14 protein-coding genes and 1 pseudogene are annotated in these 17,014 nt (G+C 35.6%); 10 read left to right on the top strand and 5 right to left on the bottom strand.

Annotated elements, in window-relative coordinates; all coding sequences use genetic code 11:
* Positions 1–228: 228 nt before the first annotated feature.
* Positions 229–507: pseudogene (locus tag Q1J40_RS01120) on the top strand (sodium-dependent transporter); the annotation flags it as partial.
* Positions 508–670: 163 nt separating this feature from the next.
* Here Q1J40_RS01120 and Q1J40_RS01125 read toward each other — a convergent pair.
* Entirely contained in the window at positions 671–1,162 is a 492-nt protein-coding gene (locus Q1J40_RS01125; protein WP_301098203.1) for a peptidylprolyl isomerase, read from the bottom strand.
* A gap of 141 nt (positions 1,163–1,303) precedes the next feature.
* Between Q1J40_RS01125 and cysS the strand changes: the two genes are divergently transcribed.
* The 8 genes from cysS to nrdR all read left to right on the top strand — a co-directional run bounded on the left by cysS (position 1,304) and on the right by nrdR (position 9,141).
* Positions 1,304–2,683, top strand: a complete 1,380-nt coding sequence (cysS, locus tag Q1J40_RS01130; RefSeq protein WP_301098204.1) for a cysteine--tRNA ligase — start codon at positions 1,304–1,306, stop codon at positions 2,681–2,683.
* 118 nt (positions 2,684–2,801) lie between these two features.
* Positions 2,802–3,278, top strand: coding sequence for a low molecular weight protein-tyrosine-phosphatase (locus tag Q1J40_RS01135; RefSeq protein ID WP_301098205.1), 477 nt, complete (start codon positions 2,802–2,804; stop codon positions 3,276–3,278).
* A gap of 48 nt (positions 3,279–3,326) precedes the next feature.
* On the top strand, positions 3,327–4,877 hold the full coding sequence (gene sbcB, locus Q1J40_RS01140; RefSeq protein ID WP_301098206.1) for an exodeoxyribonuclease I: 1,551 nt from the start codon (positions 3,327–3,329) through the stop codon (positions 4,875–4,877).
* Between the two features lie 95 nt (positions 4,878–4,972).
* Positions 4,973–5,965 carry an SAM hydrolase/SAM-dependent halogenase family protein gene (locus Q1J40_RS01145; protein WP_301098207.1) on the top strand — a complete coding sequence of 331 codons (993 nt, stop codon included), beginning with the start codon at positions 4,973–4,975 and terminating at the stop codon, positions 5,963–5,965.
* 85 nt (positions 5,966–6,050) lie between these two features.
* Positions 6,051–6,869: a PHP domain-containing protein gene (locus Q1J40_RS01150; protein ID WP_301098208.1), complete on the top strand. Its 819-nt coding sequence runs from the start codon at positions 6,051–6,053 to the stop codon at positions 6,867–6,869.
* A 60-nt stretch (positions 6,870–6,929) separates the two neighbouring features.
* Entirely contained in the window at positions 6,930–8,387 is a 1,458-nt protein-coding gene (gene dnaB / locus Q1J40_RS01155; protein WP_301098209.1) for a replicative DNA helicase, read from the top strand.
* Between the two features lie 2 nt (positions 8,388–8,389).
* Positions 8,390–8,680 (top strand): YcgL domain-containing protein, encoded by a 291-nt coding sequence (locus Q1J40_RS01160; RefSeq protein WP_301098210.1) that lies wholly within the window; start codon positions 8,390–8,392, stop codon positions 8,678–8,680.
* The gene (gene nrdR, locus Q1J40_RS01165; RefSeq protein ID WP_301098211.1) at positions 8,680–9,141 is read left to right on the top strand and encodes a transcriptional regulator NrdR; all 462 of its coding nucleotides are present in this window, start codon (positions 8,680–8,682) and stop codon (positions 9,139–9,141) included. Before Q1J40_RS01160 ends, nrdR begins: the two co-directional genes overlap by 1 nt.
* 118 nt (positions 9,142–9,259) lie before the next feature.
* Here the strand turns inward: nrdR and Q1J40_RS01170 are convergent, their stop codons facing one another.
* The 3 genes from Q1J40_RS01170 to greA all read right to left on the bottom strand — a co-directional run bounded on the left by Q1J40_RS01170 (position 9,260) and on the right by greA (position 13,440).
* Positions 9,260–10,918 carry an amino acid ABC transporter ATP-binding/permease protein gene (locus Q1J40_RS01170; RefSeq protein ID WP_301098212.1) on the bottom strand — a complete coding sequence of 553 codons (1,659 nt, stop codon included), beginning with the start codon at positions 10,916–10,918 and terminating at the stop codon, positions 9,260–9,262.
* Entirely contained in the window at positions 10,911–12,659 is a 1,749-nt protein-coding gene (locus Q1J40_RS01175; RefSeq protein ID WP_301098213.1) for an ABC transporter ATP-binding protein/permease, read from the bottom strand. The genes Q1J40_RS01170 and Q1J40_RS01175 overlap by 8 nt, the downstream gene beginning before the upstream one ends.
* Positions 12,660–12,963: 304 nt before the next feature.
* On the bottom strand, positions 12,964–13,440 hold the full coding sequence (gene greA / locus Q1J40_RS01180) for a transcription elongation factor GreA (protein ID WP_301098214.1): 477 nt from the start codon (positions 13,438–13,440) through the stop codon (positions 12,964–12,966).
* Positions 13,441–13,593: 153 nt separating this feature from the next.
* On the opposite strand from greA, the gene dacB reads away from it, so the two are divergent.
* A complete protein-coding gene (gene dacB, locus Q1J40_RS01185; protein ID WP_301098215.1) occupies positions 13,594–15,036 on the top strand; it encodes a serine-type D-Ala-D-Ala carboxypeptidase in 1,443 nt (480 codons plus the stop codon).
* A gap of 117 nt (positions 15,037–15,153) precedes the next feature.
* Here the strand turns inward: dacB and Q1J40_RS01190 are convergent.
* Positions 15,154–17,014: autotransporter outer membrane beta-barrel domain-containing protein (locus Q1J40_RS01190; protein WP_301098216.1), on the bottom strand; the 1,861-nt coding region annotated here is incomplete at its 5' end.

The raw sequence follows: 17,014 nt of genomic DNA on the forward strand, positions 1-17,014 counted from the left end.
GCTTGTTTATCTGATCCAGCTCTTCTTCAAGGATTAAATACTTACAACGGTAAATGCACATTTAAAGGAGTGAGTGATGCATTTGATCTTGAATATACTGCCCCAGAAGTTGCATTAAGCTAACTTATCAAATTATTAGTTAATACTAAGTTAAATGTTCTTACAACATATCTTCTCATAAAGATGAGGAGATATGTTCGTCTCATCAAATTTTTATAGGATCACAATATGGGAAACACTCAAACACAAAAACGTCAATCATGGTCAAGCCAACTGGCGTACGTAATGACAGTTGCTGGTGCAACAATTGGATTCGGAGCAACTTGGTAATTCCCTTATCTAGTTGGAGAAAATAATGGTGGAGCTTATGTTTTTTTATTCTGCGTTGCAATGATTGTTATTGGTATTCCAATGATTTTAGTTGAGAATATAATTGGTCGTAGAATTCAAGTTAACTCTGTAGATGCTTTTGGATGAGTGGCAAATAACAAAAAAATTCATCCTGCATGAAAAATATTAGGATACATGGGGTTATTAGGTTCCTTTGGCATATTGGCTTATTATTCCTGTTATTATCTTAGTTATCTTCTTTAGTGCTTAATTGATGTAATAGAAACATAATAGAAAAGTAGCAGTCCTAGATCATAATGTCTAGGACTCTATTTATTGATTACTCAACAGTTACAGAAGTAATAATTACTTCTTCTTTTGGTACATCTTGGTGGAAACCGTAGTTACCTGTTTTTACGCCTTTGATTTTATCAACTACATCCATACCTTCAACCACTTCACCAAACACAGCGTAGCCCCAGCCTTGCATTGTTTCTGATTTAAAATCTAAGAATGTATTGTCTGCAACATTGATAAAGAATTGAGCTGATGCGGAGTGTGGATCAGAAGTACGAGCCATAGCGATTGTACCACGTTTGTTGCTTAAGCCATTGTTTGCTTCATTTTTGATTGGCGCACGAGTTTGTTTTTCTTTCATACCCGCTTCCATACCGCCACCTTGAATCATAAAGCCGTCAATTACACGGTGGAAAATTGTGTTGTTATAGAAACCATCTTGACAGTAAGTTTTGAAGTTTTCTGCAGTAACAGGTGCTTTTTCTGCATTTAATGCAATTTTAATGTCACCAAAATTAGTGTGTAATGTAATCATGTTGTTTCCTTGTTAGTTAGAGGGAAATAGAAAGGCGGTATTATTAAAAAGTTTAGCCAAAATTGCAAAAAAATCTCACAATCTTACCGCTTATTTGCTATATTGTTGCGATTTTTACAACGCAATGAATATAGAGGACCTATGCTCAAAATTTATAATACCCTAAAACGTGAAAAAGAAGAATTTAAGCCAATCAATCCTAACCAAGTCGGTATGTATGTGTGTGGAGTAACGGTTTATGATCTCTGTCACTTTGGGCATGGGCGTACTTTTGTTTCTTTTGACGTAATCACTCGTTATTTACGTTATTTAGGCTATAACCTTCGCTATGTACGAAACATTACGGATGTAGATGATAAAATCATCAAACGTGCGATCGAAAATAATGAAACGACCGATCAGCTTGTAGATCGTATGATTGCTGAAATGCACAAAGATTTTGACGCCTTGAATATTTTGCGTCCAGATGTTGAACCAAGAGCAACGCAACATATTGCTGAAATTATTGAGTTAGTTGAAACGCTAATCAAAAATGGTAATGCGTATGTGGCAGAAGATGGCGATGTGATGTTCCAAGTTGATACCTTCTCAAAATATGGATTGCTTTCTCGTCAGAATTTAGAACAGCTTCAAGCTGGAGCGAGAATTGAAATTAAAAGCGTAAAACGTAATCCAATGGATTTCGTGTTATGGAAGATGTCTAAAGAGAATGAACCAAGCTGGGATTCACCTTGGGGGAAAGGCCGCCCGGGTTGGCATATCGAATGTTCTGCAATGAACAGCAAAGAACTTGGTAATCACTTTGATATTCATGGTGGCGGTTCAGATTTAATGTTCCCTCACCATGAAAATGAAATCGCACAATCTTGTTGTGCCCATGGTGATGATTATGTGAATTACTGGTTACATACAGGAATGCTAACGATTAACGAAGAGAAAATGTCGAAATCGTTAAACAATTTCTTCACCATTCGGGATATTCTAAGCAAATATGATAGCGAAAGTGTACGCTATTTCTTTTTAACGGCACAATATCGTAGTTTATTAGATTACAGTGAAGAAAATATTGGCTTGGCTCGTAAAGCATTAGAGCGTTTATATACCGCGTTAAGAGGCTGCCAAACAGATATTTCATTGCCAGAAGATGATCAATATGTTGAGAGTTTTAAAGAATCAATGAATGATGACTTTAACACTCCGGGTGCATTAGCTGTTTTATTTGAATTAGCGAGAGAAATCAATAAACTCAAAGCTGAAAATCAAGCAGAAGCAGATAAATTAGCATCTCGTCTAAAACAACTTGCGGGCGTATTAGGTTTACTTGAACAAGATCCAGAAGTCTTTTTACAAGGCGATGCGAATAATGATGAAGTAGCAGAAATCGAAGCGCTAATCAAACAGCGTAATGATGCTCGTGCAAGCAAAAATTGGGCAGTTGCTGATGAAGCGCGTAATAAATTAACCGAAATGGGCATTATTTTAGAAGATGGTCCAAATGGTACGACTTGGCGTAAAGCGTAACATCTTTATTTAAGTTTTAACGTGAATGATAAGCGGTCACTTTCTACAAAAATATTGCAAAATATTTATCGGAAGTGACCGCTTGTTTACTTTATGTAATACGATTTTTCGAGGAAATATGAAACCACAAATTAATATCTTATTTGTCTGTTTAGGCAATATTTGTCGTTCACCAATGGCAGAGTATGTGATGCGAGAAAAAATTAAACAAGCGCATTTAGATAACCTCATTTTTACTGATAGTGCTGGTACGGCAGGTTGGCATGAAGGGGAAGATATGCACCGTGGCACAGCCAAAGTATTAGCTCAACATCAAATTGATAACAAAGGGTTTAGCAGTCGTCCTATCAAAAAATCAGATTGGGATCAGTTTGATTATATTATTGCGATGGATAATAGCAATTTAAGTGATTTAGAAAAACTTTTTGGAAAATCCCCAGACAAATTATTTCAAATTACCACACTGCGTTCTGATTTACCGCATGATCATATTCCCGATCCGTGGTACACCGGTGATTTTGATGAAACTTACGCTTTATTAGATAAATGTTGCGAGAGTTTATTGACAAAAATTAAACATACTCATCATCTATAATCTCTAATATGCTACAATTGAGCTTATTTATACTCCATAATATAACCAATGAATAAGCCAACCTTCTTTATTTACGATTACGAAAGTTTTGGGATCAACCCCGCTTCAGACCGTCCTGCACAGTTTGCAGGGATTCGTACCGATAGTGATTTTAATATTATCGGCGAACCTGTGATGTTCTATTGCAAACAAACTCCTGATTATTTACCTTCACCAGAGGCAGTGATGGTTACGGGTATTACCCCTCAGCTTTGTAATAAAGAAGGTGTTTCTGAGCCTGAATTTGCGGCTCGTATTCATGCTGAATTTTCTCAACCGAATACCTGTATTATGGGTTATAACAGCATTCGTTATGATGACGAAATGACACGTTATACTTTTTTCCGTAATTTCTTTGATCCTTATGAATATAGTTATAAAAATGGTAATTCACGCTGGGATCTGCTTGATGTCGTGCGAGCTTGTTATGCACTGCGTCCAGAAGGGATTGAATGGGCATTTGATGATGAGGGGATGCCCAGTTTTAAACTGGAAAATTTAACCAAGGCAAATGGCATCGCTCACGAAAATGCTCACGATGCGATGGCGGATGTGTATGCAACCATTGCGATGGCAAAATTAATCAAAGAAAAACAACCAAAATTATTCAACTTTTTCTTTGAAAATCGCGGCAAAAAAGAACTTGAAGCAATGATTGATACGGGTGAAATGACACCTCTTGTTCATGTTTCTGGAATGCTAGGTAATTATCGGGGAAATACCACTTGGATCGTACCGCTTGCATGGCATCCCGAAAATAAAAATGCAGTAATTGTGTGCGATTTAGCGGGCAATATAGATGACTTGCTGACTGAATCGGCAGAAGTGTTAAAACAACGACTCTATACCAAAAAAGAAGAATTAGAACAAAATGGATTGAGTTCAGTGCCATTAAAGTTGGTGCATATTAATAAATGTCCAATTTTAGCCCCAGCCAAAACCTTATTGCCTCAAACAGCGGAACGATTGGGCATTGATCGAGAACAGTGTTTAGCGAATTTGAAAAAATTAAAAACACAGAAGAGCATGATTCGAGAGAAAGTGACTGAAATATTTAGTGAAACACGTACATTTGCGGAATCAAATAATGTTGAAACGACATTGTATTCTGGTTTTTTCTCACCAGCAGATAAAAATAATATGGCAATTTTACGCACTTTAGAACCACAAGAGTTGGCGAATCATGGGCTGAAATTTGCCGATCCTCGTGTAGAAAAATTACTATTTAATTATCGAGCAAGACACTATCCAGAAACACTTTCACGTTCAGAACAAATTCGTTGGCAGAAATATTGTTATCAGCAAATTGATGAAAAAGCGGAGAGCTTTAATCAATCTATGGATAAACTTTTCCAAGAGTTTCATGATAACGAAGAAAAATGTGCATTATTAGAAGAATTAACTATTTATGCCGAAAGTTTATCGGAAGGACAAATACTCGATTATTCCTCAAATTCTCAATCGGATGCTTTATTGACTGAACTAAATAAGGTGGCAGAACAAGCTGTTAGTAAGGAAGAAAAATTTAAAGAATTAAACGCATTACTAGGTAAAAAATAATAGAGATAATAGAGAGAGCATCTAGACAATTTTTATACTGTATATATACTGATTAGAAAAATTTTAATGCTTACACAACATAATAAGGATAATTAATGAATAAAAAACTTTTGGCAGTTATTATCGCTAGCTTTTCTACAATAACATTTGCAGCAACAGAGCTGACTCAGTCTACACAATCAGATGTAAAAAAAGGAAAAAATACACAACAAATTGAACAAAAAACACAAAAAAATGCGTTAGTGTTACAAACAGATTTTAGCTTGCAAGATGGAGCTGTTTCTGCAATGCAAGGTGTGGCATTTGGGGTTGATCGTGATCTAAAAATGTTCAATCTAACACATGAAATACCACCGTATAACATTTGGGAAGCTTCTTATCGTTTGTTTCAAACTGCAACCTATTGGCCGAAGGGTACAGTATTTGTCAGTGTGGTTGATCCGGGGGTTGGAACAGATCGTAAATCAGTCGTATTAAAAACAAAAACAGGTCACTACTTTGTTACTCCTGATAATGGCACTTTAACTTTAGTTGCGGAAAATTTAGGAATAGATTCTATTCGTGAAATTGATGAAACTAAAAATCGTTTACCGGGTTCGGAAAAATCATATACATTTCACGGACGTGATGTTTATGCTTATACCGGAGCAAGACTTGCTTCTGGCACAATAAGTTTTGAAGAGGTAGGGAATGAATTACCCCCACAAGTGATAACAATAGACTACCAAAAGCCAGTATTGGAAGAGGGAACACTAAAAGGTAATATTCCTGTATTAGACATTCAATATGGAAATATTTGGACGAATATTAGTGATTCATTACTTGAACAGTCTGATATTAAACCTGATACTCGAGTATGTGTCGAAATTAGTCAAAAAGTTGGTGAGCAAACTAAAGTTCTTTATAGTGGAGCAATGCCATATAAGAGTAGTTTTGGTGAAGTAGAAGAAGGCCGTCCTCTAATGTACCTTAATAGCTTATTAAATGTTTCATTTGCTTTAAATATGGATAATTTTGCTGAGAAATATAAAATTGAATCAGGTGCAGATTGGTCTGCTTCTGTAAAATCTTGTGAAAAAGCAAGTTAACTACTTTTCATTTTTATCCGTTGCCACGGTGTGTAGTTTTATATACCGTGGCTTTGTCTTTTATTTCCCATTATAGAATTATTTCATGATTAGAGATCTACATAGCCATAGTACCGCTTCAGATGGGATGCTTACGCCAGCCCAATTAGTTGAGCGCGCTGTCGAATTTAATATTGAGATGCTCGCATTAACCGATCACGATACATTAGCGGGTATTGAAGAAGCAAAACGTTTTGCTCAAACACAACCAATAGAATTTATTTCTGGGGTAGAAATCTCTATTTTATGGGAAGGAAAAAGTATTCATCTTGCTGCCTTAAATGTTGATGAAAATAATGAAGATTTACTCAAATTAATGCAAAGCCAAGCTGATCTTCGACAACGACGAGCAGAGTTAATTGGAGAAAAATTAGCAAAAGCGGGAGTTGCTAATGCTTATGAAGGTGCAAAAGCTCTTGCGAGCGGAGAAGTAACTCGAGCGCATTATGCACGTTTCTTAGTTTCTCAAGGTTACGTTCGTAATGATGAGCAAGCCTTTAAACGTTATTTAGGTATTGGCAAATCAGCTTACGTGAAACCTGAATGGTGCTCTTTAGAAGAAGCAATTACTGCAACACACCAAGCGGGAGGTGTGATTTGTGTAGCACATCCATTACGTTATAAGCTCACAGCACGTTGGATCCGTCGCTTGATTAGTGCTTTTAAAGAAGCAGGGGGGGATGGCATTGAAGTGGCAGGATGTGGACAATCTCCAGATCAACGTCAATTATTAGCTCGTTGGGCAAATGAATTTGAATTATATGCTTCGGCAGGTTCAGATTTTCATTATCCAGCTGGTTGGATTGAATTAGGTAAGAATCTTAATTTACCACAAGATTGTAAGCCAATTTGGGATAAATTTTAACAATTTAAATTTGCAAATATTTGAATTAAACTTATCGCTTGTGTTGAATGGAGGACAAAAATGGTAAAGATAAAATCTAAAAAAACCGAAAGAACCGTTGATAAAGAGATAGAAGAAATTAATACTGCTCCACATTCTACTGAAGCTGAGCAGGCAGTATTAGGTGCGGTCTTAATCAATAATGAACAATGGGATAATGTTTCTGAAAGAGTTCAGCCATCAGATTTTTACCATTTTGCGCATCGCTTGATTTTCGAAGAGATGTTACGTTTGGCATCAAACAATCAACCTATTGATATTATCACCTTAGATCAAGAACTCTCTAATCGTGGTGTGATTAAAGATGTGGGTGGTTTTGCTTATTTGGCGGAGCTTTCCAAAAACACGCCAAGTGCAGCGAATGTTTTAACCTACGCTGAAATTATTAGTGAGCGAGCAATCCGTCGGGAGCTTATTGCAGCAGGGCATAAAATTGCGGAAATGGGTTATCAATCAAAAGGCTTATCCATTAAAGATGTTTTAGATGAATCTGAACGTTCCGTTTTCCATATTGCAGAAAAGCGAACTTCTAATGAAGAAGGCCCCAAAAAAATTGACTCTATCTTACTTAAAACACTTGATCGTATTGAGGCATTGAGCAAATTAGATGGGAATGGGGTAACTGGACTTTCGACTGGATTTACCGATTTAGATCGTAAAACAGCAGGATTACAAGCTTCAGATTTAATTATTGTTGCAGCACGTCCATCAATGGGTAAAACCACTTTTGCAATGAACCTTTGTGAAAATGCAGCACTAGGTGACAAAATTGTTCTTGATGAAAATGGTAATAAAACAAAAGTTCCTAATAAACCAGTGCTTATTTTTAGTTTAGAGATGCCAGCCGATCAAATTATGATGCGTATGTTGGCTTCATTATCTCGAGTCGATCAAACCAAAATTAGAACAGGGCAATTAGCTCAAGATGATGAAGACTGGAGCAAAATCTCGACCAGTATGGCACAGCTACAAGAACGGCATAATATCTATATTGATGACAGTTCAGGCTTAACTCCAACAGAATTACGTTCTCGTGCTAGACGAATTTATCGTGAAAATGGCGGATTGAGCTTAATTATGGTCGATTATTTACAGTTAATGCGAGCTCCGGGATTCAGTGATAATCGAACATTAGAAATTGCTGAAATCTCTCGTTCATTAAAGGCATTGGCAAAAGAATTAGAAGTGCCTGTGGTGGCATTATCGCAGTTAAACCGAAGCCTAGAACAACGAGCAGACAAACGTCCAGTTAATTCCGACTTACGTGAATCAGGATCCATTGAGCAAGATGCCGATTTAATTATGTTTATTTATCGAGATGAAGTGTATAACGATAATTCGGAATCAAAAGGAATGGCAGAAATTATTATAGGTAAGCAACGTAATGGCCCAATTGGTAGAGTCCGTTTGGCATTTAAAGGGCAGTATTCTCGATTTGATAATTATGAAAGCCAAATAAGTTATGATGATGGGTATTAATTATGCTATGCGCAATTTATAAAAGCAGTAAAAAAGAAGAAATGTATTTATATATGGAAAAACGTGATCAATTTGAATCAGTACCAGAAGAGTTATTGCAACAATTTGGTAAACTTCAATTTGTGATGTTGTTTAATTTAAATGGAAATAAAACTCTTAAGCGGGCAGATAATCAAGAAGTTTTGCAACAAATTCAAACTAAGGGTTTTTATCTACAAATGCCTCCACCAGTAGAGAATCTACATAAACAATTTGTTGAGCAAAATATTGCACAACAAAAGGAGCAATCATAATGCGTTGTCCATTTTGTCATGCAGAAGATACCAAGGTAATTGATTCTCGTGTTGCCGCTGATGGATATGAAATTCGCCGACGTCGTGAGTGTAATCAATGTAAGGAACGTTTTACTACCTTTGAAACTGTTGAATTACAAATTCCTCATATTATAAAAAGCAATGGTAATCGAGAAGCTTTTGATGAGCAAAAATTGCGTCAAGGCATGGTGCGAGCATTAGAAAAACGCCCTGTTAGTGCAGATGATTTAGACAAAGCAATTAAGCAAATTATCATTCGCTTGCAAGGATTAGGTGAAAGAGAAGTGCCGAGCCATCTTATTGGTAAACTCGTACTTGAGGCATTAAAAGAATTAGATAAAGTTGCCTATATCCGATTTGCTTCTGTTTATATGAGCTTTGATGATATTGAAGAATTCACCAAAGAGATTGAAAAGTTACGCTTAGAAAAGAGTAATTAGTAGAATTATATAATCTGTATAACACTTGATTTAACACATAAAAAATAAAGGACTGAATTCGATATTGTATCGTCTTCAGTCCTTTTCTTTTTGCATATTAATTAAGGTAACTAACCGCTTAAGACATTCTCCCATTTGCGATATGGATCACTTGATCGCAAATAGACATAGTCGATTCCCTATGACTTACCAAAATAATCAGTTTGTTTGATTTTTCTTTTAGTAATGATTGGAGAATAATGGCTTCATTCAAACTATCTAAATTACTGGTTGGTTCATCCAGTAAAATGATAGGCGCATTATGTAAAAATGCACGAGCGATACCAACTCTTTGTTTTTCACCATCAGATAAGCTATTTCCTAGCTCGGTGACTTTAGTGTCATAGCCTTCAGGTAAGCTCATAATAAAGTCATGAATAGAGGCTTTTTTCGCAGCTTCAATCACTTGTTCTTTAGTTGCTTGACGATTTGCCATCACAATATTTTCGTAAATACTTTCATTGAAAATATAGGTTTGTTGAGTAATGTAAGCCATGCTATCACGTAGGTTATGGGTATTAATTTGAGTTAAATCTATACCATTAATTTCGATCTTACCGTTCTGAGGATCATAGAATCGCATTAATAATTTAAGTAAAGTACTTTTACCACTTCCACTACGACCATGAATTCCTAAGATTTGTCCTTTATTTAATGAAAATGACAAGTTAGATAAAATCTGTTCGTTTTCATAGGCGAAATCAACATTTTCAACCTGAATACGTTCAATATTTTCCAGATTTTTACCATTTTCTACATCTTCTAAATTAGGTTCTTCAGCAAGTAGAGCAAGCACTCGTTCGCCACTGGCTAAGGTTTGCAGTAAATTATTTGAGAGGTTGCTTAAGGCTATAACTGGTCCATAGCTCGACATCAATAAAATCACCGCAATTAATAATCCAGAGAAGCTAATTTGTTCATAAGTAAAAAGGATCAAGCCCACAAATAAAATGAGAATATTGAAAATTGACACGGCAAATTCAGTATAAGAACGAACTTTTCCTTCCTGATTTTTAATGGCTAAGAAAGCTTTATCAATATTTTGACTGCGTTGGTTGATTTCTTTTAAACGTTCCTCTTCATTGCCAAATAATTGGATCTCTTTCATCCCTCTAATACTATCAAGGAAATAATCATTCATTTCACCCACTAAATCACGATATTGGCGTCCGCTTTCACGTGCCATTTTTGTGGTAATTATTGGTAAGATAAAGCCAATGGTGATATAAGCCAGTAGGGCGACTAAAGTGAACCATATAGAAATATGGGCAAAAACAAATAAAAGGATGATTGAAGTTAAAATAGCAATCATCACAGGTGCGATGGTATGCGCGTAAAAGACTTCAAGTAATTCAATATCGTTGGTAACTAAAGATAATAATTGCCCCGATTGCTTGCCTTGTAATTTCACAAAAGCCAGTTTTCGTAACGCAGAAAAGACCTTATCACGCAATAATGCAAGTAGTTTAAAGGCTATGTAATGCCCAGACATCTGTTCAAGATAACGTAAAATACCTCGAGCAAATGCAAGTACAATAAGCAGGGTTAATATTGTTGAAAAAGTGAAATGTGTTGGAATATCGACAAGGTTAATTAAACCCATTGCACCAAACACAATAATAAATATCGCAGAAAGAAAACCTAGCACGCCCATAATAATAGTAAACGTCATAATATGGGCAAGGGGAGTGACCAACTTCATTAACTGCCACATAATTATAAAACCATTTTTACGCATGGTTACCCCCTAGCCTGATATTTTCCAGATTTTTTTGTTGATTAAACATCTCAGCATAAAGTCCATTTTTATCCATTAATTGAATATGATTACCCTGTTCAGCTAATTGCCCTTTATCTAGCACATAAATTTGATCCGCTTGAATAGCATTTGCAAGACGGTGTGAAATCATAATAATTGTTTTTTCAGCTTTTAATTGCTGGATAAAATTCAGAATAATTTCTTCACTTTCTACATCAATATTACTGGTTGCTTCATCAAAAATATAAACTTGTGCATTGTGTAGTAATGCTCTTGCTAAGGCTAAACGTTGAATTTGACCACCAGATAAATTACTGCCTCGGCTTAACAGTATCATATCTAATCCACCATTCTCACGCACAAAGTTGTCTAAATTCACTTGAGCTAACACTTGGTAAATTTGTTCATCGCTTGCATTGAGATTTGCCATCAGCATATTTTCTCGTAATGAACCCTTGAAAATATAGCTACTATGGCTAACTAACGATACTTTTTGATAGAAAGAGTGGCGATTAATTTCTGATTGCTCTTGTTGATTAAATAGGATCCGTCCTTGTTGTGCTTGGTAGAATCCCATTAACAACGAAACTAAAGTTGATTTTCCTGAACCACTTTTACCCACAAAGACAGTTAATTGTTTTGGTTGGATACGAATATTTAATCCATTGATAGCTGTCTTTTCTGGGGAGTATGCAAAATGAAGTTTGTCGATATCGATAGTAACATCATCAGTATCGACAAAATCAGTAGTATTCGAACTCTCTTCAATTGGCGTATCAATTAGAGCAAATATCTTATCTGATGCAGCCTTACCATTCATTGCAACGTGGAAAAATGAACCCAGTAAGCGTAAAGGAATAAAGAATTCAGAGGAAAGTAAGATAAATAAAATTACGCCAAAGATAGTTAAATTATCCGCTTGGAATTGTATCAATGCAGTAATAATCCCGACTGCAGCACCTCCATAAGCAAGTAAATCCATAATTGATACGGAATTTAATTGCATCGTAAGAACTTTCATCGTAATGGTACGGAAGTTTTCTGCCTCAATATCCATCTGTTTTGCTTTATAAGCATCATCTTGATAGATTTTTAAGGTGATTAGCCCTTGTAGGTTATCTAAAAAACTGCTACCTAACCCCACATAGATTGTCCAATATTTCTTTAATAAGCGTTTAGCGATTTTATTTACCGCAATAATCGACATCGGAATTAACGGCACACACACCAATAAGATTAACGCTGTTGAGGCATTAAAGAAAAAGAGGAAAGCAAATAATGTTAAGGGTGCGAGTAAGCTATAAAAAAGCTGAGGTAAATAACGCCCAAAATAAATCTCTAGTTGTTCAACCCCTTCAGATGCGACTTGAATAATAGAGGAAGTCGATTGTTGATTCACTTGGTTGAGTGGCATTGAAGAAATTTTTTGATAAATCAAAGTACGAAGTTGATGTTTTACTTGTGTACTTGCTTTATAGGATGCTTGAACAGCTTGTTTCCCTGCAAAAGCACGTAAGCCAAGGCTAAGTAATAAAATGATTAAAAATAGTATTGAGGTGAATATGGAAAGTTCGTGATTAAAGGCTAATTGTAGGCATAGAGCAAATACAATGGCACTAATGATACTGCCTACCAGCGCTATCCAATTCCATAGCACATTGATAGCAATCCATTTTTTACTATCAGGCACTGTATTTATAAGACGTTTATCTATCATCATAGAATTTGACTCCTTAATTCTATTTTATATAGAAACCTAACTAGACTTGAGTGGCTGTCTTAGCGTAGTCAAGTTAAGTGAATAGAAGAATAATAAACATGTGTGACTATGTAATATAATTATTATGTAATGTAGCTATCTAATGTAGCTACGTCATTTCTAGAATAGAAATTAAAATGGCAATTACCCTATTTAATTTTAGGGAGTTTGTAACTAAATTTTAAGATTTAAAAAGTCTGTACCTTAATCAGTTAGGTGAATACTAAATTTTCGGGTACAGACAGAATGATTTATAAATGTGTGATTAGATATATTGAACTTCAATAATATCAAATTCTACATTACCACCGGGGGTTTTGATATTAACGGTATCATCAAGTTCTTTTCCGATTAATCCTCGTGCAATTGGAGAATTAACAGAAATGCGACCTTCTTTGATATCAGCCTCATCATCACCAACAATACGGTAAGTTACTTCTTCATCAGTATCTGTATTGACTAAAGTGACGGTTGTACCAAATATTACTTTACCTGTATTTGGCATTTTGGTAACATCAATGATTTGAGCATTTCCTAATTTGCCTTCAATTTCTTGAATACGACCTTCACAGAAACCTTGTTGCTCACGAGCTGCGTGGTATTCAGCATTTTCTTTTAAATCGCCATGCTCACGTGCTTCTGCAATCGCTTTAATAATTTCAGGACGACGAGTATTTTTTAGAAAATCGAGTTCTTCTCGAAGTAATTCTGCACCACGAACAGTCATTGGAATTTGTTGCATTGTTTTTATTCCTTTTCAATGTGTGTTAGTAAATGGTTGCAAAACCATGCAAAAGAAGAGCAAAGTTTTAGCAAAATATCAATAGTTTTGTATTTACGAACGATTATTAAAACCGTATTATTCATTTTCTTTCAAAAAATATCAACTACCATTATGATTTCATCTTTATACAAACTACGTTCCCTATATATTGGGATTGGTCTTAGTCTTTCAACTTTCAGCTATGCAAAGGTTAATGTAGATAGCTTATTAGCTCTCTTACCAGAAGGCACTACAATAGGGTTTATTGCGAAAAATATCGATACCCAACAAGTTATTGCTGAACATCAAAGCCAGACTTTTATGTTGCCAGCAAGTACTCAAAAAATATTCACCTCATTGGCGAGCCGTCTTACTTTACCCGAAAACTTCCGTTTTGAAACATCATTGCTCAGTCGTGGAACCATAAAAAATGGTGTATTGAATGGCGATCTTATCGCTCGTTTTACTGGCGATCCAACTTTGACGCGTCAAGAGTTAAATCAACTCGTTACTCAATTAAAACAGCAAGGAATTAATAAGATTCAAGGTAACTTAATTTTAGATACTTCTGTTTTTGCGAGCCATGATAAAGCACCGGGTTGGGTGTGGAATGACTTAAGTATTTGCTTTAGCGCCCCTGCTGCTGCGGTCAATATTGATCATAACTGTTTTTATGCCAACCTCGATGCCAATCAAGCGGTTGGCAAACCAATTAAAGTAAGCGTACCAAATTCATTGCCTGTGCAAGTTATTAGCTATGCCTACGTTGCAGATAAGAGTGATGCAAGTTATTGCCAGTTGGATGCAGATATGGGCGAGAATAATCGATACTATATAAAAGGTTGTTTAGCAAGACAAAGTAAGCCTTTTAGCTTAAATTTTGCAATCCAAGATCCAACGGGATACGGTGTAAATTTATTAAGGGCTGATTTAGTCAAAGCAGGTATTCAATTCTCAGGACAAGCACAAGTAGCGAATCGTCCACAACAAGGGAAACAACTGGCGGTTCATTATTCTGCACCTTTATCTGAATTGTTAAAGACAATGATGAAAACATCAGACAATCAAATTGCTGATACTTTATTTAGAACAGTAGCTAATCAGCAATACCATCGACCAGCAAGCTTCCCATTAGCGAGCCAAGCCGTGCATAATGTGTTGATTAACCAAGCTAAAGTCGCATTAAAAAATAGCACGTTAGTTGATGGTTCTGGTTTATCTCGCCACAATCAAATAAGTGCGGGAGCGTTATTAAGTGCAGTAGAGTATATCGCTAAAAACGATCAAAAATTACATTTGCTTGAAACATTACCGATTGCTGGCGTAGATGGCACAATGTCAAATCGTGAGTCAGTAGCGAAAGCTCCTTTAGCTAAAAATATGATCGCTAAAACTGGATCATTAAAGGGTGTTTATAATTTAGCGGGGATGATGAAAAATAAACGAGGCGAACGCATTGTCTTTGTTCAATTAGTGAATGGATATGCAACTTCATCAAATCCTGAAAAAAGTGCGAATAGAAATCCTTTAACTCAATTTGAAAACAAGTTATATATGGCATTGTATAATGATTAGTATCTTGCTTAGTTTCTTTTATTTATAAAAAATAAGGACAGTATTATGTTCTGTCCTTATTTTTATTCTTGATTACCGCAAATATTTGAATATGTGATTAACTCAACTCGTTATTTATTAGAAACGTCCAGATAACCCAATACGTCCTCCAAAACGGGTTTTACCATAATGATCACGTGCGACATATGGAGATATGGTAATGGCTAAACTTGGTGCTTGTTCAATTTCGGGTAGAATTCGATACCCTAATCCGATGGAAATTTCTCCACTTGCTTTACGTTTATCCTGCGTTAAAGATACGTTTCCAATATAGTCAGCTTTTGCATTGAATGTTGTTTCTTTTCTACTTAACAAATATTCAAATTTTGCTCCAGAAAAACCAAATATATGTGGAGTAAAATCTTTTTTACCATTGAATTCTGTAACCCAACTAGTGTCTTTATAATTTAATTCATCATAAGTTATAGGGAATTCAACATTAGTTTCGGTGTATGAGTTACGGGTCAGTTTGATATGTTGGATACCTGTTGATAACATTAAATCATATCCATTGTAATTCATTGTACGACCTAGCATGGATTTCCAAGCATATCCGTGCATTTTTACTTTACCAGTGCCTACTTCTGTATTTGCTTGTTCAGCACGTTTAACTTCCATTTTATAATTGTTAAATGCGATACTTGAATCTAAGAAATAATGACCATTTTCAACGGGGTAGTTAAATTGCAGATGGAATCCTACTCCGTCATTGGTTTTAATACGTTTATGTGTTTTTGGTAAATCACGTTTAAGGCTATGATCTACTGTTAAGCCAAATCCAACATAATCATTTACGCCAACACCGATGGAGCCTGCAAAAGAACGATCACGTTTTTCTTTGGAAGCAGAATAAAAATCGGTTGTTAAACTGTAACATAGCCCTGTTCCATTAATATGACAATGATTTAACATTCTTTCTAAGCCAATACGTTGAGTATTTGCGATAAGTATTGCATCTGAGCCAATTTGAGCCATCGATTGTTTTGTTCGTTCAATATCTACCATTACTGAGGTTATACTCTCCCTTGACCCATCATTAACGGTATTCTTACCATTATCAGTATTTGCAGAGTTATTGATATTTGCATTTTCATTACTGTTGTCAACAGATAAGTTGTTATCAATGGATGATGAGTTGTTGTCAACAGATGGGGTATTATCAGTCGATAAGTTGTTGGTTCCTTCACTAGATGATGTTGTTTCCCCAGCTTCTGCGGTATTCTCTAAATCATCACTCGGTGGAACTGTTACCTTTGATTCTGTTTTTTCTTTTGATTCATCTTCATTTGTTGTTTTGATCTTCCAAACAACAGTTCGAGTGTTTTCTACATAGTCCTCATCAGCAAAGTTTTTATTAGATACCTCACCTATTGCTATATCGCCCTTTTCATTTAAGAATGCTACAACACCTGATTTGAATCCACCATGATCTAATACCGTTGCGGTATTAAATTTTTCACCTGACCATATTGTTGCTTTTAGTAACCCTTCTTTATCGTATGAATCTCCACCGATTACTTTACCATCGCGACTTAGAGTGAAAACTTCACCAAAGGCTTTTCCATTAAAATTTTCAAAATCACTGGCTGCGGGCAATACTATTATTTTTTCTTTTGAATCTGCTAACCAAGCAACAGGTATCACTTCTCTATTAAGATTTCCAGTTGTTGATTCTCGACTAAAAAAAAGATTCCCTCCAAATACTTTACTAAGACCATCCATTGCTACAATTTCGGAACCAATTTGATCACTAAAACCCCATGAATTGATATTTTCCTTTGTTAATTCCAGTTTATCTAGTATTTCTTTTGTGGGATGCATATCAACTAAAACAGAATAATCATCGCCTCGCCATAGCATAGCTTTATCAATGCCAATTTGACCATTTTCTGTCCTTACATATGCGGCACCCCCAATTGTTGCTCCATCATTACTGACG

The organism is Otariodibacter sp. (genome assembly GCF_029256985.1).
In the GTDB taxonomy this organism is placed as follows: domain Bacteria; phylum Pseudomonadota; class Gammaproteobacteria; order Enterobacterales; family Pasteurellaceae; genus Otariodibacter.